The 23,134-nt window shown below is 67.6% G+C and carries 20 protein-coding genes; 14 read left to right on the top strand and 6 right to left on the bottom strand.

The genetic code is table 11. The features are described 5' to 3' along the window. The first annotated feature begins 776 nt into the window (after nt 1-776). The 6 genes from BKH20_RS04140 to BKH20_RS14585 all read left to right on the top strand — a co-directional run bounded on the left by BKH20_RS04140 (nt 777) and on the right by BKH20_RS14585 (nt 5,675). Nucleotides 777-1,073 carry a nucleotidyltransferase family protein gene (locus BKH20_RS04140; RefSeq protein WP_070661622.1) on the top strand — a complete coding sequence of 99 codons (297 nt, stop codon included), beginning with the start codon at nt 777-779 and terminating at the stop codon, nt 1,071-1,073. A gap of 19 nt (nt 1,074-1,092) precedes the next feature. Further along, entirely contained in the window at nt 1,093-1,407 is a 315-nt protein-coding gene (locus tag BKH20_RS04135) for a HepT-like ribonuclease domain-containing protein (protein WP_143224937.1), read from the top strand. A 470-nt stretch (nt 1,408-1,877) separates the two neighbouring features. Further along, a complete protein-coding gene (locus tag BKH20_RS04130; protein WP_075375762.1) occupies nt 1,878-2,165 on the top strand; it encodes a helix-turn-helix domain-containing protein in 288 nt (95 codons plus the stop codon). Next, nucleotides 2,162-3,406, top strand: a complete 1,245-nt coding sequence (locus BKH20_RS04125; RefSeq protein ID WP_075390037.1) for a type II toxin-antitoxin system HipA family toxin — start codon at nt 2,162-2,164, stop codon at nt 3,404-3,406. The genes BKH20_RS04130 and BKH20_RS04125 overlap by 4 nt, the downstream gene beginning before the upstream one ends. Nucleotides 3,407-3,773: 367 nt before the next feature. Beyond that, nucleotides 3,774-5,192 (top strand): cation:proton antiporter, encoded by a 1,419-nt coding sequence (locus tag BKH20_RS04120; RefSeq protein WP_256693030.1) that lies wholly within the window; start codon nt 3,774-3,776, stop codon nt 5,190-5,192. Between the two features lie 30 nt (nt 5,193-5,222). Further along, the gene (locus BKH20_RS14585) at nt 5,223-5,675 is read left to right on the top strand and encodes a type II toxin-antitoxin system Phd/YefM family antitoxin (protein WP_256693029.1); all 453 of its coding nucleotides are present in this window, start codon (nt 5,223-5,225) and stop codon (nt 5,673-5,675) included. A 29-nt stretch (nt 5,676-5,704) separates the two neighbouring features. On the opposite strand, the gene BKH20_RS04110 is transcribed toward BKH20_RS14585, so the two are convergent. Next, nucleotides 5,705-6,028: a HigA family addiction module antitoxin gene (locus tag BKH20_RS04110; protein ID WP_075390049.1), complete on the bottom strand. Its 324-nt coding sequence runs from the start codon at nt 6,026-6,028 to the stop codon at nt 5,705-5,707. Nucleotides 6,029-6,201: 173 nt separating this feature from the next. On the opposite strand from BKH20_RS04110, the gene BKH20_RS04105 reads away from it, so the two are divergent. Further along, the gene (locus tag BKH20_RS04105; protein ID WP_075390036.1) at nt 6,202-6,453 is read left to right on the top strand and encodes a type II toxin-antitoxin system Phd/YefM family antitoxin; all 252 of its coding nucleotides are present in this window, start codon (nt 6,202-6,204) and stop codon (nt 6,451-6,453) included. After that, entirely contained in the window at nt 6,453-6,707 is a 255-nt protein-coding gene (locus tag BKH20_RS04100; RefSeq protein WP_075390035.1) for a Txe/YoeB family addiction module toxin, read from the top strand. The genes BKH20_RS04105 and BKH20_RS04100 overlap by 1 nt, the downstream gene beginning before the upstream one ends. Before the next feature lie 612 nt (nt 6,708-7,319). On the opposite strand, the gene BKH20_RS04090 is transcribed toward BKH20_RS04100, so the two are convergent. Both BKH20_RS04090 and BKH20_RS04085 read right to left on the bottom strand, forming a co-directional pair. After that, the gene (locus BKH20_RS04090) at nt 7,320-9,935 is read right to left on the bottom strand and encodes a sialidase family protein (RefSeq protein WP_075390034.1); all 2,616 of its coding nucleotides are present in this window, start codon (nt 9,933-9,935) and stop codon (nt 7,320-7,322) included. Nucleotides 9,936-10,199: 264 nt separating this feature from the next. Then, entirely contained in the window at nt 10,200-10,565 is a 366-nt protein-coding gene (locus BKH20_RS04085) for a winged helix-turn-helix transcriptional regulator (protein ID WP_075390033.1), read from the bottom strand. 122 nt (nt 10,566-10,687) lie between these two features. Here BKH20_RS04085 and BKH20_RS04080 point away from each other — a divergent pair, with 122 nt between their 5' ends. Beyond that, nucleotides 10,688-11,632 carry an NmrA/HSCARG family protein gene (locus BKH20_RS04080; RefSeq protein WP_075390032.1) on the top strand — a complete coding sequence of 315 codons (945 nt, stop codon included), beginning with the start codon at nt 10,688-10,690 and terminating at the stop codon, nt 11,630-11,632. A gap of 420 nt (nt 11,633-12,052) precedes the next feature. Here BKH20_RS04080 and metX read toward each other — a convergent pair whose 3' ends face one another. Together metX and BKH20_RS04065 are read right to left on the bottom strand one after the other, a co-directional pair. Further along, nucleotides 12,053-13,273 (bottom strand): homoserine O-acetyltransferase MetX, encoded by a 1,221-nt coding sequence (metX, locus tag BKH20_RS04070; RefSeq protein ID WP_075390031.1) that lies wholly within the window; start codon nt 13,271-13,273, stop codon nt 12,053-12,055. An 11-nt stretch (nt 13,274-13,284) separates the two neighbouring features. Continuing rightward, nucleotides 13,285-14,709 (bottom strand): O-acetylhomoserine aminocarboxypropyltransferase/cysteine synthase family protein, encoded by a 1,425-nt coding sequence (locus BKH20_RS04065; RefSeq protein ID WP_075390030.1) that lies wholly within the window; start codon nt 14,707-14,709, stop codon nt 13,285-13,287. 823 nt (nt 14,710-15,532) lie between these two features. On the opposite strand from BKH20_RS04065, the gene BKH20_RS04060 reads away from it, so the two are divergent. Continuing rightward, complete coding sequence (locus BKH20_RS04060; RefSeq protein ID WP_081381381.1) at nt 15,533-16,936, top strand: NlpC/P60 family protein; 1,404 nt, start codon at nt 15,533-15,535, stop codon at nt 16,934-16,936. Between the two features lie 203 nt (nt 16,937-17,139). Here BKH20_RS04060 and BKH20_RS04055 read toward each other — a convergent pair whose 3' ends face one another. After that, nucleotides 17,140-17,640 (bottom strand): inorganic diphosphatase, encoded by a 501-nt coding sequence (locus tag BKH20_RS04055; RefSeq protein WP_010614423.1) that lies wholly within the window; start codon nt 17,638-17,640, stop codon nt 17,140-17,142. A 235-nt stretch (nt 17,641-17,875) separates the two neighbouring features. On the opposite strand from BKH20_RS04055, the gene dacB reads away from it, so the two are divergent. The 4 genes from dacB (at nt 17,876) to BKH20_RS04035 (ending at nt 22,777) form a co-directional block, all read left to right on the top strand. Further along, nucleotides 17,876-19,270 (top strand): D-alanyl-D-alanine carboxypeptidase/D-alanyl-D-alanine endopeptidase, encoded by a 1,395-nt coding sequence (gene dacB / locus BKH20_RS04050; protein WP_075390029.1) that lies wholly within the window; start codon nt 17,876-17,878, stop codon nt 19,268-19,270. An 81-nt stretch (nt 19,271-19,351) separates the two neighbouring features. Then, nucleotides 19,352-20,572, top strand: coding sequence for a zinc-dependent metalloprotease (locus tag BKH20_RS04045; RefSeq protein WP_075390028.1), 1,221 nt, complete (start codon nt 19,352-19,354; stop codon nt 20,570-20,572). A 113-nt stretch (nt 20,573-20,685) separates the two neighbouring features. Further along, nucleotides 20,686-21,240: a hypoxanthine phosphoribosyltransferase gene (gene hpt, locus BKH20_RS04040; RefSeq protein WP_075248100.1), complete on the top strand. Its 555-nt coding sequence runs from the start codon at nt 20,686-20,688 to the stop codon at nt 21,238-21,240. Nucleotides 21,241-21,460: 220 nt separating this feature from the next. Next, nucleotides 21,461-22,777 (top strand): hypothetical protein, encoded by a 1,317-nt coding sequence (locus BKH20_RS04035; RefSeq protein WP_256693028.1) that lies wholly within the window; start codon nt 21,461-21,463, stop codon nt 22,775-22,777. Nucleotides 22,778-23,134 lie beyond the last annotated feature (357 nt).

Genomic DNA, 23,134 nt, shown 5'->3' with positions numbered 1-23,134 from the left:
CCAACTTTGCCGACCCCCTGGGTGATCCTCTAGTAGGTTCCCAATGTATTGGACTGCTGGGTGTATTTCGGACAGTGCTTGTTTTCTTGATTCAGGCTGCCTTCGTTAAGTCTAAAAGTTCGCGTTCGGCCTCGTTCGGGGGCGGTACCTCAGGGCTGGGTGAAGGCAAACATGATTGCATCTCAGTTCGATCCAAGAGGCAATATTCTTGATCGCCTTATCCTGGGTTGGGTACACCATCCGATGGGCCCTCTCATTCTTGAACGTTGCGTTGAAGACTCCGCACAAGCGCCGTCCCAGCACACCCCCGTGTACCCCACTGAGGGGCGAATCCCATAAGCCTCTGAGTCTCAAGAAAAGTGGAGACCTCGACACCAATCGTGGCCCCATTCAGTGTCAGGGCATCGTAAGAATCCCACTTGACTCGCAGTCCAGCCAAACCTATCGCCCTCGTCGCCAGGAACTCATCAAGGTAGCCGCGAGCATTGTTCATCCGAAGATTGGACAGAGTGAAGCGCCAGAAGTCCACGACCGTCGCATCTGTTCCGGCCACCACCGTCTCATCTGACAAGGCATGAGTTTGGGGGCTCGGATCGGAGGAGTGGTCATGGGCTCAGTGCCTCGACAGGAAGGCTGACCCACTGTTACTGCGGGCAGCGAGCCATGGGGCGGAGGGCGTTGGTCGTCGGAAGGAAGTAGTGCCGGCTATACGTGGGGGTAGGAGGGATCCGCCTCCGACCCGTGGCCATGTGTTGCTCATCGCGTAGACTTGGCGCATGGAGACTCTAGATGTCGACCGATTGAGGCTGGACGCGCTGTGCCGTCGCTTCGGGATCGCGCGCCTCGACGTCTTCGGATCCGTCGCTCGTGGAGAGGACGGCCCAGGAAGTGATGTCGATCTTCTCTACGAACTCGCTCAGGGGCGAGCGCTCGGCTGGGAGATCGAGGACCTATCGCAGGATCTTGCCGACCTATTCGGACGCCCCGTCGACTTAGTGTCACGGAAGGCACTGCACCCGCTGATCCGTGACCAGGTCCTTGCGGACGCGGAGCCATTTTATGTGGCGGCCTGAATATCTTTACCTGAGAGAGATGCGGGATGCGATATCCCGCATCGTCGCCCTCATTGACGGAGTCCAGCTCAGTGCTGACCTCGAAGACGACTGGGTGAAGGCTGATGCTCTGGCTTGGAACTTCACGATCCTTGGAGAGGCGGCGGCGAAGCTGCCGGAGGAATTTCGTACAGGTCACCCGGAAATCATCTGGCGTCGACCCATCGGTTTGCGCAATCGAGTTGCGCACGGGTATTGGTCAATCGACGTCGACATCCTGGTGACGACGGCACGCAACGATCTTCCTGAACTCGGCCGGCAACTTGACGTCCTGCTATCCGGCATGGAACCGTAACGAAGCGCAAGCCCGGAGTTCAGCCGTCTGCTCCGTCGTCGTCGCCCCGCTCAAGACAAGGACACCACCAGCCGACTCTCGCGGGGTTGGATCGCCACGGAGTCAGGGCCTTGGAAGGCTGGTTGGAAGGACTCGCCCGAGCCGTGGCCAATGAGCGACCTCGTCTTGAAGCAGTTCTTGAACTGCGGCTGCAGGTTCGCTGGTCAGCAGGTCGTCGCCTGCGGGTCAACGAAGGTCGACCGCTGGTAGCAGTTCAGAAGCATCAGTGGACCGTCGGAGGACACGGCCACCACGCCCTGTGCCTGGGCTATGAGGTTGAACAACCCGCCGGCGGGCGGCCCGGGCGTCTGAGGGGCGATCCTCAGTTGCCGCAACCGTTGTCCACTCCACGTTCGCTAAACGATACGACTAGCAACATCGCCACAACTCTCAGTTCGGGCTACGATGGTCGTCATAGTGAATGGAGGGACATGTCGGGCTACAGGATCAACCGTCAGCTGACGGAGTTCGGAGAGCACGTGCGCGGGTGGCGCATGGTGCTCGGCCTGACCGCGCAGCAGGTCTCCGAGCGAGCGGGCATCACCCGTGACACCCTGCGCAAGATCGAGTCGGGCAACCCCAACGTCAGCTTCAACAGCGTCACCCAGGTGCTGCGCGCCCTGGGCATCCTCGACCAGCTTGTTGACGCGGCCGACCCCCTGGCCAGCGACATCGGCCGCCTCCGCGCCGGCCGCCTCACTAGAAAGCGCGCCCGATGACCACTATCGAGATCCTCTCCGATGCCAACGGCCCCCACCGGCTGGTCGGCCAAGCGCACTTCACCCGATCGCGCGGCCAGATCTCCACCACCTTTCTCTACGACCCCACCTACCTCGCCGACGGTGGGATGAACATCGACCCAGCCCTGAGCCTGGTACCCGGCGCTCAATACCAGCCCGGGCTCGTTGGAGCCTTTGCTGACAGCGCGCCTGACCGCTGGGGCCGCAACCTCATCCGCAAGGCCGAACGATCGCGAGCCCGCGATAAGGGACGCGTTCCCCGTCAGCTGGACGACCTCGACTTCCTCCTGGGCGTCAGCGACGACACCCGACAGGGCGCCCTACGCTTCCGGGCCCCCGGGAGCGACGAGTTCCTGGGAGAGCCCTCGCGCGTTCCGCGGCTCGTCGCTCTGCCTGAGCTACTGCACGCCAGCGACGAACTGGCCTCCGACGATGACCCCTCCGACGCCGTTAAACGACTTCTCGACACAGGGACGACGGGCCTCGGCGGTGCGCGGCCCAAGGCCTCGGTCCGGCTCGACGACGGCGGCCTCGCCATTGCGAAATTCCCTCACTCCGGCGACTCCTGGGACGTCATGGCCTGGGAGGCCACAGCTCTCGACCTCCTCGAGACAGCGGGCGTTCGCACACCCCAGCACCAGCTCACCCAAGTGGGCAATCGAAGCATCCTGATCCTGCGGAGATTCGACAGAACCCGTGATGGCGCGCGTATCGGCTATATCAGTGCCATGACAGCCACTGGATCGTCCGACGGGGACCAGAAGGACTACGCCGACCTCGCCGAGGCGATTCGCGATCTCTCTCGCTCGCCCGTCCAAGACCTCCATGAGTTCTACGACCGAATCATCGCGAGCATCGCCCTCGGCAACACTGACGACCACCTGCGCAACCACGGGTTCCTCGCCGACCGTGGGCTCTGGGGACTCAGCCCCGTCTTCGACGTCAACCCGAATCCCGACCTCAGTCAGCCCCGTGCGACGTCGATCATGGGAGCAGACGCGATGCCCGACGAGATCGACGGGCTCCTGGCTATAGCAAACGACTACCGGCTCACTCAATCGGAGGCGCGGGAGCGAATCGGACGCATCACTGCGTCTCTGTCAGGATGGCAGGGCCAGGCGCGGGCGAACCGACTCCCCGAGCGGGAGATCACCATGATGGCTGAGTCCATCGAGCCTCGCCTGGAAGCTCTCACCCGAGCCACGCACGCCGAGGATTGAAGCGGCGTCTCGTGACGCGAATCGAGTATCCCCAGGGGCGCTGAAGGAAGCGTTAGTAGGCTGCGCACGGCCCGGACCTGACACAGGCCTGGCCCCGAGCCGGGCTTGACTGCGCCCCTCTCCCGGGCCGACCGCAGCCCGCTCGCCACACTCATCCCAGGAAGGGAACCCGGCAGCCTCATGACCATCGAGATGATCGTCGCCCTCATCGGCGCCTCGGTTGTCGCCTACGCGATCGCCAACAGGTTCCGCCTCATCGCCCCGGTACTTCTCATCGCCTCCGGCGTGGGAGTCGCGGTGCTCCCAGTGGGGGAGGAGATGTACCTGCCCAGCACCGTGGTCCTCACGATCTTCCTGCCAATCCTCCATGTACTGGGAATCGCTGTCCGTCTCCCTCAACCGCATGCGACGAAGCCTGCGCGGCATCATCCTCAGCGCCACGGTGCTCGTCGCCATCACGGACGCCCTCATCACCCTCATCGGCGTCCTCACGGGTCTGAGCGTGGGAGCCGCCCTCCTCATCGGCGCCTGCCTCGGCCCCACCGACGCCACCGCCGTCTCCAGCCTGGGACGCGGCATCAACCCCAACGGCCGCACCGTTCTTCAGGCCGAGTCGCTACTCAACGACGGCACCGCCCTGGTCATCTTCGCCATCGCCCTCCAAGCCGCTCAGGACTCCTCCGGCGTCACCGCAGGTCTCGTCACGCATCAGCTCCTCCTATCCTTCGGCGGAGGAATCGGTGCAGGAGCCCTCGTCGGTGCGGCAGTCACGAAGATCGGCATCCGGGTCCGCACCATCACCGACGACCCCATGCTGGCGACAATCACCGCCCTGGCCACCCCGTTCCTCACCTTCTTCATCGCCGAGGAGATCGGCGGCTCAGGCGTGCTCGCCGTCGTCACTTGCGGAATCGTTATCTCCCGCTTCGCCGCCCCGCACATGTCCCTGGGCTCGCGAGTCCTCGGCATCCCCTTCTGGACGATCCTCACCCACATTCTCAACACCATCCTCTTCGTCATGGTGGGGGTGGCGCTCCCCGGCATCGTCGCCGAGCTCCCCCGCGCCGACCTCGTACGCGGCCTCATCCTCATCCCCATCATCTACATCGCCATGGTCGCGGGAAGGTTCGCAGGCCATCACCTCATCATCTACTCCATCTGCGCCCTCGACCGCCGCCCCGAGCAGCGCCTGCGCCGCACCAACATCCGCGGCCGCATCGTCTCCACGGTCGCTGGCTTCCGCGGCGCGATCTCACTGGCGATGGCACTGTCCATCCCGACCTCCTTCGACGGCGTCGCCTACGCTGAGCGCAACCTCATCATCCTCGTCGTCGCCGGCGCGACCCTCCTGTCCCTCCTCATCCAGGGCCTCGCCCTGCCCTACGTGGTCCGCTGGGCCAACGCCAGGCCCTCGGCCGGCACACAGACCGCCGAGTCCGTCGAGTCGCAGGAGACCGAGGCCCTCGCCGACATCCTCGCCGACACCATCAGCCAGCTCGATGCCATCGCCGAACGCGCGGGCGTCGACGACGACGCAGCCATCGAGGCGGTGCGTGCCGACTATGCACGTCGTCACGACTCCGTGCTCAACTCGGCCACAGAGAGTGAGGCCGACGTCTATAGCCGCCCGGAGAGCGCCCTGCGGCTTGCCGTCATCGAGCACCTGCGTGAGCGCGTACACGGCCTGCGCTTCGCCGGCCGCATCGACGACTCCACCGCCTCACGAGTCAACCGGCGCCTCGACGTCGAGACCCTCCACATCAACGGCCCCATCGACGTCGAGTAGACCGGCGGCGCCGACGAAGCGAGCCGGACGTTGCTGGCGCTCATTGACCGCATCGCCGCCAGTCACCATGCCGTTGAGATCGTCTCGAGCAACGGTCGAGCGGTTCTTATGCCTGCCGACGAGTATGCCGCTTGGCAGGAGACTGCTTACCTGTTCCGTCACCTGAGAACGCCCGGCGTCTCCTCGATGCATACGAACGGGCTCTCACGGGCTCTCGCGCTCGAACCCGACCTCATTGCAGCGGCGCTGGAAGGAGCTGGTGTCCAAATCGGTGACAAAGGAGCCCCGATGTCGCCAGCCCGGGAAACGAAACGTTGGAATCATGCGGTTTCTTCTCGCCGGTTCCGTCCCGTTCTGGGCCTTTGTCACCGATTTGGACACTGCCGGGCGTCTCGTTGGCGAGGACGGAGGGCCGCTGGGGCCCTTCAGCAGCGCAGGGCCCGCCTGGGCTCGATCTGCGCCAGGTCACCTCGCCGGATGTGAGCGTCGGTCATGTATACCGTCTGTATTGTCTACGCCACCGGCTGCAGCGGCACAATGCTGTCGAGCTGCTCGCGCAGTGCCCGGCGCTCAAGCCTGAGCTCATAGTGGCTCTGCAGGTTCATCCAGAGCTCAGCAGATGTGCCGAAGTACTTGGCCAGCCGTACAGCGGTGTCCGCGGTGATGCCGCGCTTGCCGTGCACGATCTCGTTGATGCGGCGCGGGGGCACGCCGATGGCCGTGGCGAGCTTGTTCTGGGTGATCCCAAACCCCTCGATGAAGTCCTCCATGAGGACCTCGCCCGGGTGAATCGGGTCGATCCGGTCAGCGTCAGTGGTAGTCGACGAGCTCGACATCATCCGCACCTCCTGAGTGCTAGCCCCTCGCAGGAAGTGCCCCGGTGACTGCTCCTGAGGCCCTTGAGGTGCAGTAGGTGGCTGCTCGGACCGTGTGAGGGAGTGAGAGAGCCTACAGTCTATCGTCTCGGATGGTACCGTATCCTGGTACGTCTGAGGGAAGAGGTGCTCTTATGTCTATCAGTGCAAGCGAGGCGCGCAAGACGTTGTACCCGCTCATTGAGCGAGTCAACGCCGATCATGACGCCGTTGAGATTGTTTCACGTAAGGGCAGTGCTGTTCTTATGCCCGCCGACGAGTATGCTGCTTGGCAGGAGACCGCCTACCTGTTCCGATCGCCTGAGAACGCGCGACGCCTTCTTGATGCGTATGGCCAGGCTTGTGCGGGCCAGACGGAGACGCATGACCTTGACCGGGAGGACTGATGCGTCTCGTATGGGTCTCGTCGGCGTGGGAGGACTATACGTACTGGCAGAAGGCGGACCGCAGGATCCTCAAACGGGTCAACATGCTCATCGATGCGGCCCTTCGCGATCCCTTCGGAGGTATCGGTAAACCCGAGCAGCTCAAGTACGGCGCCTCGGGTGCGTGGTCGCGAAGGATCACTGACGAGCATCGCCTTGTGTACCTCGTTGCTGGTGATGACCTGGTGATTCTCCAAGTTCGCTACCACTACTGATAGTGAAGGCGGTCGTGTCGTCTCGAGTAACGACCGTGCGGTCCTCATGCTGGCCGACGAGTACGCGAGCTGGCAGGAGACCGCCTACCTCTTCCGGTCGACCAAGAACGCCCGTCGTCTGCTCGACGCATACGAACGGGCTCTCACGGGCTCTCGCGCTCGAACATGACCGCATTGCAGGGGCGCTGGAGGGCGCAGGTGTCCAAATCGGTGACAAAGGAGCCACGGTGCCATCAGTGCGGGAGAAGGAACGTTGGAATCATGCGGTTTCTTCTCGCCGGTTCTGGTCTGTTCCAGGCCTTTGTCACCGATTTGGACACTGCCGGGCGTCTCGTCGGTGAGGACGGAGGGCCGCTGGGGCCCTTCAGCAGCGCAGGGCCCGCCTGGGCTCGATCTGCGCCATGTCACCTCGCCGGATGTGAGCAAAAGTCATGCGCGCAGATCTCCCTACCCGGCGACCTGCCGGCACCCGGTGGCGAGCCTGGTCCGCGCGGTCGCGTCTCGCCGCTGAGGCGGCCGCTCCGCCGAGCAGGACAGCATTGAGGGGTGGGGCGCGTCGGCGTCCCACCCCTCAGTCAGCGCTCCGAGCCGGATAGCCGGCTCATCGCGTGTTCAGTTCTTCGCGCGACGAGCCCGTAGCAGCAGGTAACCGCCGACAACCGCGACACCCGCAAGGCCCAGGCCCAGCAGCGCGTTGGTCCCCGTGCGAGACAGGCTGCTGCCGGCCTTCGCCGCCTGCGTCGGCGTGGCGCTCGGCGTGCTGGCGCCACCGGTCGGCTGCGCCATGGCCCCGTCAGACGGCCGATCGATCTCATCGGGCTCCATGCCCGGCTTCGACGTCGCCGCCGCGCTCCGACTCGGTGCCGGGCTCGCGCTCGACGACGGCCGCCCCGACTGTGTCGGCGCAGCGGTCGCCTTCGGGTTCACCACCGACGGCGCCCGACCCGTGGCACCCGGCTTGGGCGCCGAGCTCGGCTGGGTGCCCGGCGCCTGCGTCGGCTCAGCGGTCGGAGCAGGCGACGTCTCCGGCTCGGGCGCAGCGGTCGGTCCAGCGCTCGGCTCGGGCGCGGAGCTCGGCATCAGGGCTGCCGTCGGCTCCGTGCTCGGAGCGGTCGTGGGCTCCGGAGCCGGGGCGCTGCTCGGCTCCGGTGCAGCGCTCGGCGCGGCCGACGGGGCCGGCTTCTTCGTCGGTGCCGCCGACGGTGCCGCCGTCGGGGACGGGCTCGGCTCCGCCGGCTTCTGGCCGCACTGCTCGCCGAGCCAGTTCATCGTGAAGTTGCGGTACCAGATGCCGCCGTAGCTAGCACCGTCATGGGCGTCCTCGCTGAGCAGCCCGATGCTGCCGTCGGACTGCACCGCGATCGTCGTGTAGCCAACGAAGGGCTCGTGGAAGACCTTGCTGGTCGTCCAGGAGGCGCCGTCGTCGCAGGACATCGAGATGGTGCCGCGGTCACGCGACCACGGCTTCGGGTTCGGTGAGTGGCTCAGCAGCAGCACCTTGGCGCGCGGGTCGTCCGGGGCGGCGTTCGGGAAGGCTCGGATGATCTGGGCGTTGTCCACCGAGTCGGGCAGGTTCTTGTCGGACACCGGCTCGCTCCAGGTCTGCCCGCCGTCGGTGGAGTGGGCCACCTTGCGGAAGCCGGAGCTGTCCGAGGCGCGCGAGTTGAGCATGAGGGAGCCGTCGGAGAGCTCAACGACCTTGTTCTCATCCATGCCGGTCCCGATCGGCGTGCCGGCCTGCCACGTCTTCCCGTGGTCGTCGGAGTAGACCGAGACGGCCTGCACCGCGCCGTCGGCGGTCCTGATCGTGTACTGCTGCACCAGGCGCCCGGCGTGAGGGCCGTGCTGAATCTGGATGCCCTGGCCCGAGGCCGCGAAGCGCGCGGTCCACGGGTTGTTCTTCGTGATGTCTGCGGTGATGGTGCGGTGCGTCCAGGTCCAGCCGTTGTCCGTGGAGGTCGACACCTCGGCCTGGATGACGCCCCGGTTGTCCGGGTCGGTGCCGGTCTGTGAGCCGCCCCAGCCCTGGTCGTAGGACTTGACGTGGAAGTTGAAGATCGTGCCCGTCTGGTGGTCGACGACGTAGCTCGGGTCGGAGTAGCCGACCTTCTTGCCGGTCTCCGTGCCCTGGTGGATGTAGGTGGGCGCCGACCAGGTCTTGCCGCCGTCGGTGGAGCGGCGCTGGACGATGTGGTTCGGGTTGGGGGCGTCGCTGCCGCCGTTGCCGTTGTCCTTCGGGCGCTCGTCGTAGGAGATGAGCAGGTCCCCGTTGGGGGCGGTGGTGATCGCCGGGATGCGGTAGTTGTCGGTGGCCGTGTTGGGGGCCACGTGCTGGGCCTGGCTCATCGAGGCCGGCAGGTCGGTGCTCGCGTCGGGCGCCGGCGCGGGCGTGGCCTGCGGGTGGTCGCCGACGACGTTGATCGGGTTGCCGGTGGCGGTGAGCGTCTGAAGGGTGGCGCCGTCGGTGCCGGTGGCCGTCAGAGTGATCGACGGCGTCCAGCGGCCGGCGTCGACGTCGGCCTGTGTGATCGTGTGGGTGAGTGCCTTGCAGTTGTAGACGGCGCCCTTGCCCGGCTTGAGGCCGCCCCAGTGGCACTGGCGGCCCAGGTCGTCGAAGGAGGAGTCGGTGGCGGCGACGTTGATCGTCTTGTCCGACACCGAGCGCACGCGCACCGTGTAGCTGACGGTGTCGCCCAGCTTGTAGTTCTCCTGGCTCGACGACGGCGTGAGCGACTCGACCCGCAGCGTGGCGGCCTTGACCGGGCTCGTCGCGCCGCTGATCGTCTCCGGGGTGCTGAGGGCCTTCCCGGCGTACTCCACGGCCTTGACCTCGTAGGCGATCTGCGGGGTGAAGCCGCCGGCCTTGACGTCCTCGGCGGTCACCGTGTGCGTGGCCAGGCCGGTGCAGTCGGTCTTGGTGGTCCCGGCCGGGACGTTGCGCCACCGGCACTTGGAGACGTTCCCGGACAGGTTCGTCGAGGCAGGGGCGTAGGAGTGGGCCTCGCCGCTGGTGTTGGTGAGGGTGATGTTGAAGGTCATGACATCGCCGACGGAGTAGAGGCCGTCCGCGGGCGCGTTCACCTGCGTGATGGTGACGTCGGCCAGGCCGTCAGAGGTGGGGACGGCGAGCGCCGGGGGCGCGGCGGCGATCAGGCCGGTGGCGGCCAGTGGCAGGGAGCCCAGGAGAGCCGGCAGGCGCCTCCGGGAAAAAGGACTGTGCGATGTCATAGGTGTTCCGTTCTAGGGTGCCGAGGCGGCCTTGCCTTCAACAGGAGACGTAGACGGTAGATGTCAGACGTCTCACGATAAGGTAACGGAACATCACGATTCTGCAAAGTCGGGCGAGTCGCCGACGGGGTATAAATTGTCCGGCCGTCAAGTTCGTCTCGACGGCCGGTCGTGTCGGTGAATGACTCCGTGGCTGTGATTCGCGCCAAGAGAATGTGTGCCGTGTAGGTCTTCGGTGGTCCACTTCAAGAAACATGAGGGCATCTACATGAATTGACCTCGCTCTGCTACCACCTGATTTCCCCATTGTGTCAGGGCCTGTAAGGCGGGTAAAAAGGTTCGACCGAAGTCGGTGAGTGAGTACACCGTTTTCAGTGGCGGCTTATCGCCAAAGGCTCGGCGTGATATGAGGCCGTCCGTCTCGAGCTGTTTGAGCTGATGAGTGAGTGTTGCATCTGTTGCTGACACGAGATCGTTTCGTAGTTCGCTGAAGCGCTTCGGCCCGTGTTGAAGGTGGTAAATGATGACCGTCTTCCATTTTCCTCCGACAAGATTCATGGCCACGCTGATCGGGCAGGAGTAGGTCTTGTCGTTGAAACTGACGAACTCGCTGATGTATTCGGTTCTCATGTGTCATGTCTCCGTTTTGAGGGGACTATCTAAAAAGATAGTTCTTGACGTGGCGGTCTCACTCCTGTGACGCTGTCCTGTGTCAGCCAATGTTCGTTATGAGTCATGGATGGGAGCGTAACATGCTGGACACTCCGATTGTTGCTGTTGCCGGTGCAACCAGCAAGCAGGGGCGCAGCGTTGTGAGATCGTTGCTGCAGGGTGGAGGCTACAGGGTGCGGGCACTGACTCGGGATCCCGCATCGCAGGTGGCGCAAAGCCTTGAACGTCAAGGTGCCGAATTGGTGGCGGGGTCGCTTTCGTTGGGGAGTGATGATGCGTGGGTTGATGCTTTTTCTGGTGCTCGTGCTGCATTCTTGGTCACCCCTCCCACTCCTCCGAGAGGGTCTCGTGAATACGAGTTGGGGTGTCGGATCGCTGATGCTGCGGTGAGGGCCGGGGTTGAACACGTTGTGTTCAGTGCCTTGGAGAACGTTGATGAGACCACAGGTGGAAAGTTGTTCGCACCTCATTTCACCGACAAGGCACGGGTTGCGGAGTACATCAGTGGTCTGCCCGTAGCTAGTACTTTTGTGATCCTCTCATTTTTCTACACCAATTTGATGGAGTACTACGTTCCCAGGGTGGAGGACGGCTCGCTTGTCCTTCCTATATATCTTCCTGAAGATTTTCGGGCGCCGTTCGTCGATCCCGTCACGGCGACTGGTCCGGCTGTGCGGGAAATCATCAGCAAGCCGGAGAGGTATGACGGTGAAACCCTGCCGATCGTGGGTGATGTCATCTCTCCGCGCGAGATGGTGAGAACGTTCCAGGATGTTACCGGACTGCGAGCCGAATATCGCGATGCGTTCACGTATGACGGGTTGGCGCGCAACTTTCCTGAATTGGTTGCCGATGATCTTCATGCGCAGGAGATCCTGGGGATGGTCAACTATGCTGTTGAGTACGGTTACTTTCGGCAGGATCGTGATCTTGAGTGGAGTCGCAGTATAGACCCGGAGGCGCTCACGTGGGAACAGTTCCTCCGTGCCACGGGGTGGCGCGGAGAGGCTCGTTCATATGGGTGATGATCCCCGTGCCATCTATGGGATCGGTGTGCGAAGTATGTGTCCGCGGGGCGACCGTCACGTTGCATGACGCTCCTGTTGACATTCTCTTCCGGTGTCTTGAGGTGCTGTGCCACCTGCTCTTTCCGTTGTGCCATAGGAATGGCCATAGGGATGTTCTCCCCCCTGGTATGCCCGCAATCGACGTCGATGGCGGGGACATCGACGTCTCGCCGATCAGCGCGCGTGACGCCGTCGCAGCGGGGGGCTGGCCACCCGGTCCCTGCGCTCTGGCTCCGTGCCCTTTGACGTGCCCGAGCTCGACGCGGAGCTGGCTGCCTACTTCCACCGCGGGCAGCACAACTCTTACTCACCGACGGAATCTTCATAGACGACGCGGCTCCGGGTCGTTTCTGAAGTTTTGGTCAGTTTTGTCGATGTCTATGCGTCGGCCAGGAAGTCGCGCAGGATCGTGTCCATCTGCTCGGCCTCGATGAGGAAGCCGTCGTGCCCGTGCAGGGAGCTGATGGTCTCGCGCCTCGCGCCGGGGATGCCGCCGGCCAGCTCCTCTGCCTGGGCGGGCAGGAAGAGCCGGTCGGAGTCCACGTCCACCACGAGCGTGCGCGCCTGCACTCGCGCCAGCGCCGCCTCGATGCCGCCGCGCCCCGTGCCGACGTCGTGCACCATCATCGAGTGGGTGACGATGAGGTAGGTGTTGGCGTCGAAGCGCGCCAGCAGCTTGCCGGCGTGGTAGTCCAGGTAGGACTCCACCTGGTAGCGCCCGCCCACCGCCGGGTCCTCCTCGCCCTGGTGGCGCCGCCCGAAGCGCTCGTCGAGCTCGGCGGCGCTGCGGTAGGTCGTGTGGGCCAGCGCCCGCGCCAGTCCCAGCCCCCGCACCGGCCCGACCGAGTGGGAGTAGTAGTCGCCGTCGAAGAAGAAGGGGTCGGCCACGATCGCCAGTTCCTGCAGGTGGCACCAGGCCAGCTGGTCGGCGGTCGTTGAGGCGCCGGTGGCCACCAGCGCCAGGTTGCGCACCCGCTGCGGGTGGGTGACCCCCCACTCGACGGCTCGGTGCCCGCCCAGCGAGGCCCCGATGACCAGGTGGAAGACCTCGATCCCCAGCGCGTCGGCCAGACGCGCCTCGGCCTCGACGGCGTCGCGCGTGGTCAGCCACGGGAAGCGCGACCCCCAGGGGCGCCCGTCCGGCGCCGTCGACGACGGCCCCGTCGAGCCCTGGCAGCCGCCCAGGATGTTGGCCGCCACCACGAAGTAGCGCTCAGTGTCGATGGCCCGCCCGGGCCCCACCAGGTCCGACCACCATCCCGGCGTCGGGTGCCCGGGCCCCGCCTCACCGGTGACGTGGGAGTCGCCGGTCAGGGCATGCAGCACGAGCACCGCGTTGTCGCGCTGCGGGCTCAGCTCCCCCCAGGTCTCGAAGGCCAGGACCGTGTTGGGCAGGACCTCCCCGGACTCCAGGGGCAGGTCCCCGATCTCCAGGAACCGACGGTGCCCCGGCTCGTCGCCGGGCCGCCAGGCGCCCGTGGGGGAGCCGGCCTTGCGGTCCACCAGCTTGGAGGAGGCCGTCCCCACGCCGAAGGCGGCCGGCTCGGTCTGGGTGCTGCCGCTGGAGACAGGGTAGGAGGAGGATGTGGTCGCACTCATGGCACGCCGCCTCAGGCTCCGGCCGCCGCGCTCGGCTCTCCCGCCCCGACGGCCCGGGCCGCCGCCAGGCCGCGCTCGAGGTCGGCCAGGATGTCGTCGATGTGCTCGATCCCCACGCTCAGGCGCACGGTCCCGGCACTGATCCCGGCCGCGGCCAGGCCGGCGTCATCGAGCTGGGAGTGCGTCGTGGTGGCCGGGTGGATCGCCAGTGAGCGCACGTCCCCAATGTTGGCCAGGTTGGAGAACAGGCTCAGGGCGTCGATGAAGGCCGCCCCCGCCTCGCGCCCACCGGCCAGGTCGAAGGTGAGGATCGAGCCCGCCCCGCGTGGACAGTACTTGCGGTGCCGCTCGTAGTAGGGGCTGGAGGCCAGCCCCGAGTAGCGCACCGAGGCGACGTCGTCGCGCCCCTCCAGCCAGGTGGCCACCGCCAGGGCGTTGTCCACGTGCCGCTCCATGCGCAGCGAGAGCGTCTCGATGCCCTGGGCGATGAGGAAGGCCGAGTGCGGCGCCAGCGCGAAGCCGAGGTCGCGCTGGCCCTCGGCGCGCGCCTTGAGGATGAAGGCCAGGTTTGCGCCCAGCGGGCTGCCCACCCCCAGGTCCCGGGCGTAGACCAGGCCGTGGTAGGACTCGTCGGGCGTGTTGAAGCCCGGGAAGCGCTCGGGCTGGGCTGCGAAGTCGAAGCCGCCGGAGTCCACGATCACGCCCGCCACGGACGAGCCGTGCCCGCCCAGGAACTTCGTCGCCGAGGCCACCACGATGTCCGCGCCCCACTCGAAGGGGCGGGTCAGGAAGGGCGAGGCCACCGTGTTGTCCACAACCAGTGGGATGCCCAGCTCGTGCGCGGCCGCCGAGATCGCCTCGATGTCGAGGATGTCGCCGCGCGGGTTGGGGATCGACTCCCCGAAGAAGGCGACGGTGCGCTCGTCGGCCAGCGCCGCCCAGGCCGCCGGGTCGCCCGTGTCGTCCACGAAGCGCGCCTCGATGCCCAGCCGCGGCAGGGTGTGGGTGAGCAGGTTCGTGGTGCCGCCGTACAGGGAGGGGGAGGCCACGATGTTGTTGCCCGCCCCGCCCAGCGTCACCAGGGCGAGGGTCGTGGCCGCCTGCCCCGACGACGTCAGCAGCGCCCCGACACCGCCCTCCAGGGCCGCGATCCGCTGCTCGACGATGTCATTGGTGGGGTTGTTCAGGCGCGTGTAGATCGGGCCCAGGTCGCTCAGGGCGAAGCGGGAGGCCGCCTGCTCGGCCGACTCGAAGACGTAGGAGGAGGTCTGGTAGATCGGGATGGCCCGGGCGTGGGTGGGCTCGGACATCGGGTCGTGCCCGGCCTGGACCTGCTTGGTCTCAAAGCGCCAGCCCGCCGGGCTGGTGGGGGAGGGGACCGGCTGCGCGCCCTGGGGGGCGGTCTGGTCGGGGGTGGTGGGGTGCTGGTCGGTCATGAGGACTCCTTGGTGGTTTCCGGTGGCCGGCGGCGATGTCAGTGCCACGAGCGGTGCCTGCCTCGCGCCGGCGGTTGCGGCGCGCCTACGGGCGGCTGCCCGGGGCCCGCTGGGGCCGGCGTCGGAGCCGGCCCGGCAGCAGGCGGGGCGAGGAGTCGTGGTGCTGAGTCGTCCGCCGTCACCGTGCTGCAACTTCTGTGGTGGTGCGGGTGAGGGCGGGGACGCGCACGTGGGCCGACGGCGGCGTGCGCGTCAGCTGCGCATTCGCCCCGTGGTGGGGGCGTCCGGCCGAAGGGCCTCAGGACGACGGAACATGCTCCGACTTTAGCGGTTTCCTCCGCGGGTGGTCCAAACGCGTGTCCGCCATGCGGCCGCGGTGTAGGGCTCGGCGCGGGTGCGGCGCCTTCGCGGCGTCCCCTTGCCGCGGGGCGGTGCTGGCCTGTCCGGCCTGAGCGACCGCCTTCCGCCGGCGACGATCCGGCCGTTTCAACCCATAGTGACCTGCACAAACGGTCATTTGTGCCGGATGTCATATCGGTCACGGTCATATGACGACGACGAAGAGCCCCGTCAGCGCAGGCACAATCCGTTAACTACAGAGATGTAAGTTACGATTGTGAATAGTGTGAATTCTGTTTTCAGATGGGGCCAAAGCGACTAGTGTGGCTTTGTCGCATCCGGGCTGACGCTGTCTGCCGTCTTCGTCCCCTCATCCGCTCCGCGCCCCCGTGATCTCGCGGAACGGATCCCGACGGCGGGCCGGCGCCGGTCCCCGGGTGAGGCGTCATCCTCACGTTCAGCCCCATCACGACGGAGAACCCCTGTGAGCTCGATCCCCCCAAGACGGCACGGATACGGTGTTGTTGCCACCGCAGTGGTGGCCCTGGCATGCACCCTGGCGCCATCGGTGCTGGCCGACCCCGTGGATCAGAGCGACATCGATCGCTCCAAGGCCTCCGAGCGCTCGACCTCCACCTCCATCGCCTCCCTGGAGGCCCAGCTCGCCCAGGAGAGCAGCAACCTGGAGGAGGCCCAGATCAAGGCTCAGGTCGCCAACGAGGACTATCTGACCGCCGTCGACGAGCTCAACACGGCCACCAAGGACGCCCAGACCGCCCAGGCCAACGCCGACGCCGCCGCCTCCAGCACGGCCACGGCCCGCTCCGACCTCGGCTCGATCGTCGTCCAGACCTACCAGGAGAGCGGCAACCCGCTCGACCCGCTCACCCCCTACCTCACCAGCGAGTCACTGGCGGACCTGGCCGACGCCGACGTCGCCCTGACCCGGGCCGGCGAGAAGAACAACGCCAAGGTCCAGAACGTCGAGGCCCTCGAGGCGGTGGCCGCGAGTATGCAGACCATCGCCGACCAGAAGGTCACGGCCAAGGAGACCGCCACAACCGCCGCCGCGACCGCCAAGTCCGACGCCGAGGCCGCCGCCAACGACGCCCAGAACGCCGTCACCACCACCCGCACCAACCGCCAGAACCTCATCGTCCAGCTGGCCGCCCAGCGCAACACCACCGTCGAGCTGGAGACGAAGTATCAGAACCAGGTCGAGGCCGAGCGTAAGGCCCGTGAGGAGGCCGCCGCCCAGGCAGCCGCCAAGGCGGCCTCGGAGAAGGCGGCCGCCGACCTCGCTCAGAAGCAGGCCGAGCAGGCCGCCGCCCAGCCTCAGGAGTCGGCCCCTGCTCCCCAGGAGCAGTCGAGCCAGCCCAGCCCGAGTCCCCAGTCCTCCGCTCAGGAACCCGCCACCACCTCCCAGCCGGAGCCAGAGGCGGCCGATGAGGAGGAGGCCGCGCCCTCTCCCGCTCCCACCCCGGAGCCTGAGCCTGAGCCTGAGCCCGCGCCGTCGTACTCCGGCAACGCGGCCTCCACCGCCATCAACGCGGCCATGGGCTACATCGGAACCCCCTACGTGTGGGCCGGGGAGTCGGCGTCGGGCCTGGACTGCTCGGGGCTGACGATGGTCTCCTACGCGGCCGCCGGCGTGTACCTCACGCACTCCTCGCGCGTGCAGTACGGGGAGGGCACCCAGGTCCCGCTCGACGCCGCCCAGCCCGGAGACCTGGTCTTCTGGTCCTCCGACGGCAGCCAGTCCGGCATCTACCACGTCGCCATCTACCTGGGCGACGACACGATGATCGAGGCGCCGACCTTCGGCATGACCGTGCGCGTCACCCCCATGCGCTACTCCGGCGTCATGCCCTACGCGGTGCGCCTCTGAACCTCTCAAGCGGGGGTGGGGCGGGCGGCACACGCGCTCTCGGCTACCATCCGCGCCGCTCGTTCCTCGCGGCGCTCCCGCCAGACCCGCCACGCCTTCGAGCACGTATTCCGCCCGCCCCGAAAGCCGGGGCGGGCGGTTCGTCAGTCGCGAGCTGTGGGGCGGTGCGGAGCATGTATGCCGCCCCGCCCGCCCGGCTAGCGTCAGTGGCCCTCGCGGGCGACGCGGTCGGCCTCGCGCTGGAAGGACTGGCGGATCTCCTCCTCGGCCTCCTCGCGGCCCACCCAGTGGGCGCCCTCGACGGACTTGCCGGGCTCGAGGTCCTTGTAGACCTCGAAGAAGTGCTGGATCTCCAGGCGGTGGAACTCTGAGACGTCCTCGATGTCGGTACGCCAGGAGGCGCGCTGGTCGGCGCTGGGCACGCACAGGACCTTGTCGTCGCCGCCCTTCTCGTCGCGCATGCGGAACATGCCCAGTGCGCGGCAGCGGATGACGCAGCCGGGGAAGGTCGGCTCCTCCAGCAGGACCAGCGCGTCGAGGGGGTCGCCGTCCTCACCGAGGGTCCCGTCGATGTAGCCGTAGTCGTCGGGGTAGCGCGTCGAGGTGAAGAGCATGCGGTCCAGGCGGATTCGGCCGGTTTCGTGATCGATCTCGTACTTGTTGCGGTTGCCCTTGGGGATCTCAATCGTGACGTCGAACTCCACGGGGAGCCTCCTTCGCTCGTGTCTTCAGCTCGTTGGGCGCTGGAACGGTGCCTGCTGGTCGGCGTCGATCCGGCGGGGCGGGTATTGATGGCACTAGTGTGGCGCACGACAGCGCCTGAGGTCGGTAAACGCGTACTCTGCACGTCGGTGCACCGGTGGCGGTAACCTCCTGGGCGCCCTACCTACTTGATATACAGGCCATCCCAGCCTGTCCACAACCCAGTCCGGAGGACGTATGCGCAAGGTCCAGACCGCTGCCCTGACAGCGGCGAGCCTGCTGGTTTTCGGCGGCTACTACAGCCTGGGCGATGCTCTCGACCTGCTGCCCGGCCCGGTGACGGTCGCCTACGCCGACGTCGCCCCCCGGCCCTTCCCGACTCCGGCCGGCCCCAGCGCCAAGACCGCCGCCGCCCCCTCCGGCCTGGACCAGGGGGCTCCCACACCCTCCAAGACCGCCCTGAGCGGCTACGCCCAGGGCGTGGCCTCCGACGCCGCCCTGACCGGGGGGAACGTGACGGCCTCCGTCGTCGACGTCGCCACCGGCGAGGAGCTGCTGGACCGCTCGGCCGCCACCGGGGTGACGCCGGCCTCCACCAACAAGGTGCTCACCGCCTGGGCCGCCCTGTCCTCCATGGGGCCGGGACACACCCTTCAGACCAAGGCCGTCCTGGAGGGGCAGACCCTCACCCTCGTGGGCGGCGGTGACGTGCTGCTGGCCGACAACGAGGGCGACCCGAGCGCCACGGCCGGCCACGCCGGCCTGGGCGACCTCGCCCGCGCCACCGCTGAGAAGCTCAAGTCCCAGGGGACGACGTCGGTCTCCCTGCGCCTGGACGACACCCTGTTCACTGGTGCCCAGTGGAACGAGAAGTGGGAGGCCGGCAACGAGCAGTACGTGGCCAAGATCCAGCCGATCATGGTGGATGTCTCAGCCACCCAGAACCAGGGCTACCCGGAGGATCCGGCCATGGGGGCCGCCCAGGCCTTCGCCAAGCACCTGAGCGAGGCCGGCATCACGGTCGACGGCGAACCGACCCGCGCCGCAGCCTCCGGTGGCGCCCGGGAGATGGCCTCGGTCTCCTCCGCCCCGCTGTCCGACATCCTCGCCCTGTCGCTGAAGACCTCCGACAACACGATGACCGAGGTCGAGGGGCGCCTCGTGGCCGCGCACGCCAAGGAGACCACTGACTTTGCCGGGGCCTCCAAGGCCGTGCTCGCCCAGCTGAGCAAGGACGGCTTCGACACCTCCGGGGTGACGCTCCTGGACTCCTCGGGGCTGGCCAAGGGCAACAAGGTCCCCGCCAGGCTCCTGGCCCAGATCCTCGCCAAGGCCGCCGGAGGCGAGGGCAGCTCGGCCGGACGCACCCTCATCGCCGATCTGCCCGTCGCCGCCCTGGACGGGACTCTGGACCACCGCCTGCACGACACCGCCGCCGCCGGGACGGTGCGCGCCAAGACCGGCTCACTGGAGCAGACCTCCTCCCTGGCCGGGGTCGTCACCACCGCCGACGGGCGCCAGCTGGCCTTCGCGGTCCTGGCCAACGGCTTCCCCGCCAACGGCGTCGGGGCGGCCGCGGCCGCGATCGACAACCACTTCGTGGCGCCCCTGGCCTCCTGCGGCTGCTCGTGAGAGGCGCGGCGGCGTGTTCGGCGCAGTGGCGAAAGGCAGGGGCTCGGGCAGCCCGGTGAACTCGGCGAGAAAGGTGTCACGGTGACGACCCAGGGCACAGCGGCGGGCCTCGTCGACTGGCGGACGGTGGAGCGCCTGAGTGCGCTCATCCCGGCAGGCCCCAGCGCCTCGCGCTCGGCGCGCGCCAGCTCGGTGGCGGTCCTGCGCCGCTCCGCCCAGGAGGCGCCGGCCTGGGTCGCCAGGATCACCGGCCTGAACCGGGCGGCTCAGCAGGTCGCCGAGTCCACACGCGTGAGCGTCGTCGACCGGGCCGGGCTCGTGCGCGCCTCCACCCGGGCGCTGCGCGGCCTCATGGAACAGGTGCCCGCCCCGCGGGCCTCGGAGGCGATCCAGCTCGTCGGGGCCGCCGAGATCGCCGGGGCGATGAGCCTGCTCGCCACCCGGCTCCTGGGACAGGTGGTGCCCGCGGCCCCGAGCGGACCCCACGGCCACGGGGCCGGTGCCGCCGACGCCGCTCCGCCCGCAGGCGAGGGGGCCGACGTCGCGGCGCCCGCCACCGCGCCGGCCCGTGACGTGGCGACAGGCACAGGCTGGGATGGGGCGGCGTCGCCGCACCTCCTGCTCGTGGCCCCCAACGTGCTGGCGGTGCGCCGCCAGATGGACCTGGACATGCTCGACCTGCCCGCCTGGGTCTGCCTGCACGAGATGACCCACGCCGTCCAGCTGGCCGCCGCGCCCTGGCTCGGCCCCTACCTGTCGGACTCCATGCGCATGGTGATCGGCGCCGTCGTCGAGGCCGTGTACGGGGGCGCCGACGGTGCCGGGGGCGAGAGCTCACGAGGGCGGGGGAGGCAGCGGCCGCGGCGAGGCCGGGCGGTGCGCCTTGCGGCGCGTGCGGGCCGAGGGCGGGTGCTCGAGGGTTTGATGAACGTCACGGATCGCGCCGAGGTCGCCTCCCTGGCGGCCGCGCTGACCTTCCTGGAGGGGCACGCCGAGGTGGTCCTCGATGACGTGCACCCCAACCGGATGCCGTCGGTCCACCGGCTTCGGGCCGTGCTCTCGCGCAGCCGCGCGGCCGACGGCGGCATCGGCCCCGGCCCCGGACTGGGCTCGCTCCTGCTGCACCGGCTCATGGGCCTGGAGGCCAAGGAGGCCCAGTACGCCGACGGCGCCGCCTTCGTGCGCAGCGTCGTGACCCGTATCGGGCACGAGGGGCTCAACGCCGTGTGGGCCGATCCCGAGCTGCTGCCCACGCCGGCTGAGCTCGCCCGCCCCGACGTGTGGGTGCGTCGCGTCAGCTGAAGTGCCAGGTCGCGGCCCGTTGTGGCAGGCTTATGGCGTCGGCGCGGACCGGTGGCCTCCCCGGCCACGGTGGGCCCGCGCAGTTATGACGACACATGAGGAAGGCAGGGCGTATGGACGCCACGGACATGGGATCGGACCTTCAGCAGGTTCTCATCACCGAGGAGCAGATCGGGCAGCGCCTCGATGAGATGGCCGCGCAGATCGACGCGGACTACGCCGGTCGCGACCCTCTGCTCGTGGGCGTGCTCAAGGGGGCCGTCTACGTCATGGCGGACTTGTCACGCCGGCTGCACATGAGTGCCCCGATGGACTGGATGGCGGTGTCCTCCTACGGCTCGGGCACCAAGTCCTCCGGCGTGGTGCGCATCCTCAAGGACCTGGACACCGACGTCACCGACCGTCACATCCTCATCATTGAGGACGTCATCGACTCCGGGCTGACCCTGTCCTGGCTGCTGGGCAACCTGTCTTCCCGCGGCGCGGCCTCGGTGGAGATCGCCACGCTGCTGCGCAAGCCCGACGCCGCCAAGGTTGAGGTGGACGTCAAGTACGTCGGCTTCGATATTCCTACGGAGTTCGTCGTCGGCTACGGGCTGGACTACGCCGAGCGGTACCGCAACCTGCCGTTCATCGGTACGCTGCGCCCTGAGGTCTACGGGGGTTGACTGATCCAGGTCAACCTTGACGCAACCTGAGGGTAAGACGGAAAAATAACGGGATGTGGCACCTGGGCGCCGTCGTCGGGCGGCGGTCAAGGGGCCCGCGAACTGCGATGTGCCCCCTTTTCAAGGTGGTCGGAGTCGCGTACGTTACGTTAAGATAACAAGTGCAGGTCGCCGGTGGATGCCCCTCCCGGCGGGTGACGTGGAAGGACTGTTGGTAACAGTGAAGAAGGCTGTGCGTCGACGCGCTCCGAGGCTGGTTGGTCTCGCCGGTGCGGTGGTGCTGTCGTCCTCGCTGAGCATCCCCATGATGGCTCCGGTGTCCGCGGAGCCGACCTCCGGCAACACGTTTAATACGGTTGCTGAGATGGCGCAGGTCAGCGGTGCTTCGGGCACTCTGACGACTCTCGGTGACGAGGCGCCCGGTGATGGTGGCGGCCTGACCTACAACGTGGAGGGTGTCAGTCCCGGGGGCGCGTTGGGCGCTGTCTCGGTCATGCTGGCTGATGGCCAGTGGGCCGTGCCGCAGGGGCTCCCCGCCTCTGCGGCCGCCGGCCCGGATGGTGCCGCCGCCAACGACGTGGTGGCCCGGACCCAGTCCTTCGTCAGCGCCGGAGGGTCCTTGGTGTCGGATGCGTCGCGTCCTACGCCGCTGTCGGGGGCGAATGCGCGTGCCAGTGGCCCCGCCCCGTACGCGATCACGTCCTCCGCCCTGGTGGGCATGGTGCTCTCCGGCTGGGACTACTCGCACACGACGTATGCGGCGGACCAGAACACTCAGGTCGGCTACCGGGCCGACGTCGGGCAGGACCTTTCCGGGAGCTGGAAGCCGGATGACCTGGCCGGCTGGTTCCACTCCCAGGGGCGTCTGTGGCTGAACACGGACGGCTCGATCAGCCCCGGGGACATTGTCTTCTTCTCCAACCCCCTGTCCGGGGGGCAGGGTGGTTCCGGCTCGGCTCCCGCCCAGTCCACGGTGTTCGGGAACGTCTACGACGTCGGCATCTATGTCGGCAACAACCAGGTTGTGCGGGCCTCGACGGGCACCGCCCAGGCGCAGACCCTGGATGCGCAGATGATGGCTGAGGTGGCTTTGGTGGCGCGCCCGCAGTGGTCCGCTCCTGCTGGTGGCGCGGCTGCGCCTGCGGATCAGCAGCGTACCGGTGGCGGTGCGGGAGCCGCCGGGGGTGGCGCTGCGACGCCGGCCCCGGCGGCCTCGGCGTCGGCCTCGCCCCAGGCGAAGGCTCAGCAGGGCCCGGCTGCGGGGGCCCCGTCTTCCAACGGCGGCTCGGTGCCGGATGGCGCAAGCTCCGGCGCGCAGTCCGCGGGTGGGGCCGGGGACGGCGACCACAACGAGGTCGTGGTGGGTGCTGGTAGCAGCCAGGACGCGAAGGGGCTCACGAGCGCCGCTGAGCGGCCTTCCGCCCAGAGTGTCCGGGAGCGGTGGCTGCCGGTGACGGGTGTGGCGATCGGCGTGCTGTCCGTGGCGGCGATCCTGCTGTCCGGCGGCCTCGTCATCCTGCGTCTACGCCGCGCCTGAAGCGGGGGCGGCGCGCGGGGCGCGGGGCGGCTTGGCTGGGCTGTCGGCCCGGCCACCTGACCGCCTGGTCGCATGACTGCCTGCCCGCTCGTGGGCGGGCGAGGAATGAACGGTGAGTGGGCTGCTGCCGCCGAGTTTCTTGGTGCCGCCCGTTTTGGTTTGCGTCTGCTTGACCGGCTCCTGCGGTAGGGGCGTTTTGGCTGCGTGACGTTTCCTGGATTCCTGCGAGTTCACCTGCCAAGAATCCACTTGGGGTGGGGGTTTTGGTTGTCGTCGAGGAGGACGGCGTCCGTGGTGGTGGGGTGGTTCGGGTTGGCTCGGAGGGCCTGTTCAAGGGATTGGCGATCGGACTGGCCG

Source organism: Actinomyces oris, from assembly GCF_001937445.1.
Taxonomy (GTDB): Bacteria; Actinomycetota; Actinomycetes; order Actinomycetales; family Actinomycetaceae; genus Actinomyces; species Actinomyces acetigenes.
The sequence above is the reverse complement of the archived record's forward strand: the minus strand, read 5'-3'. Positions and strand labels throughout refer to the sequence as shown.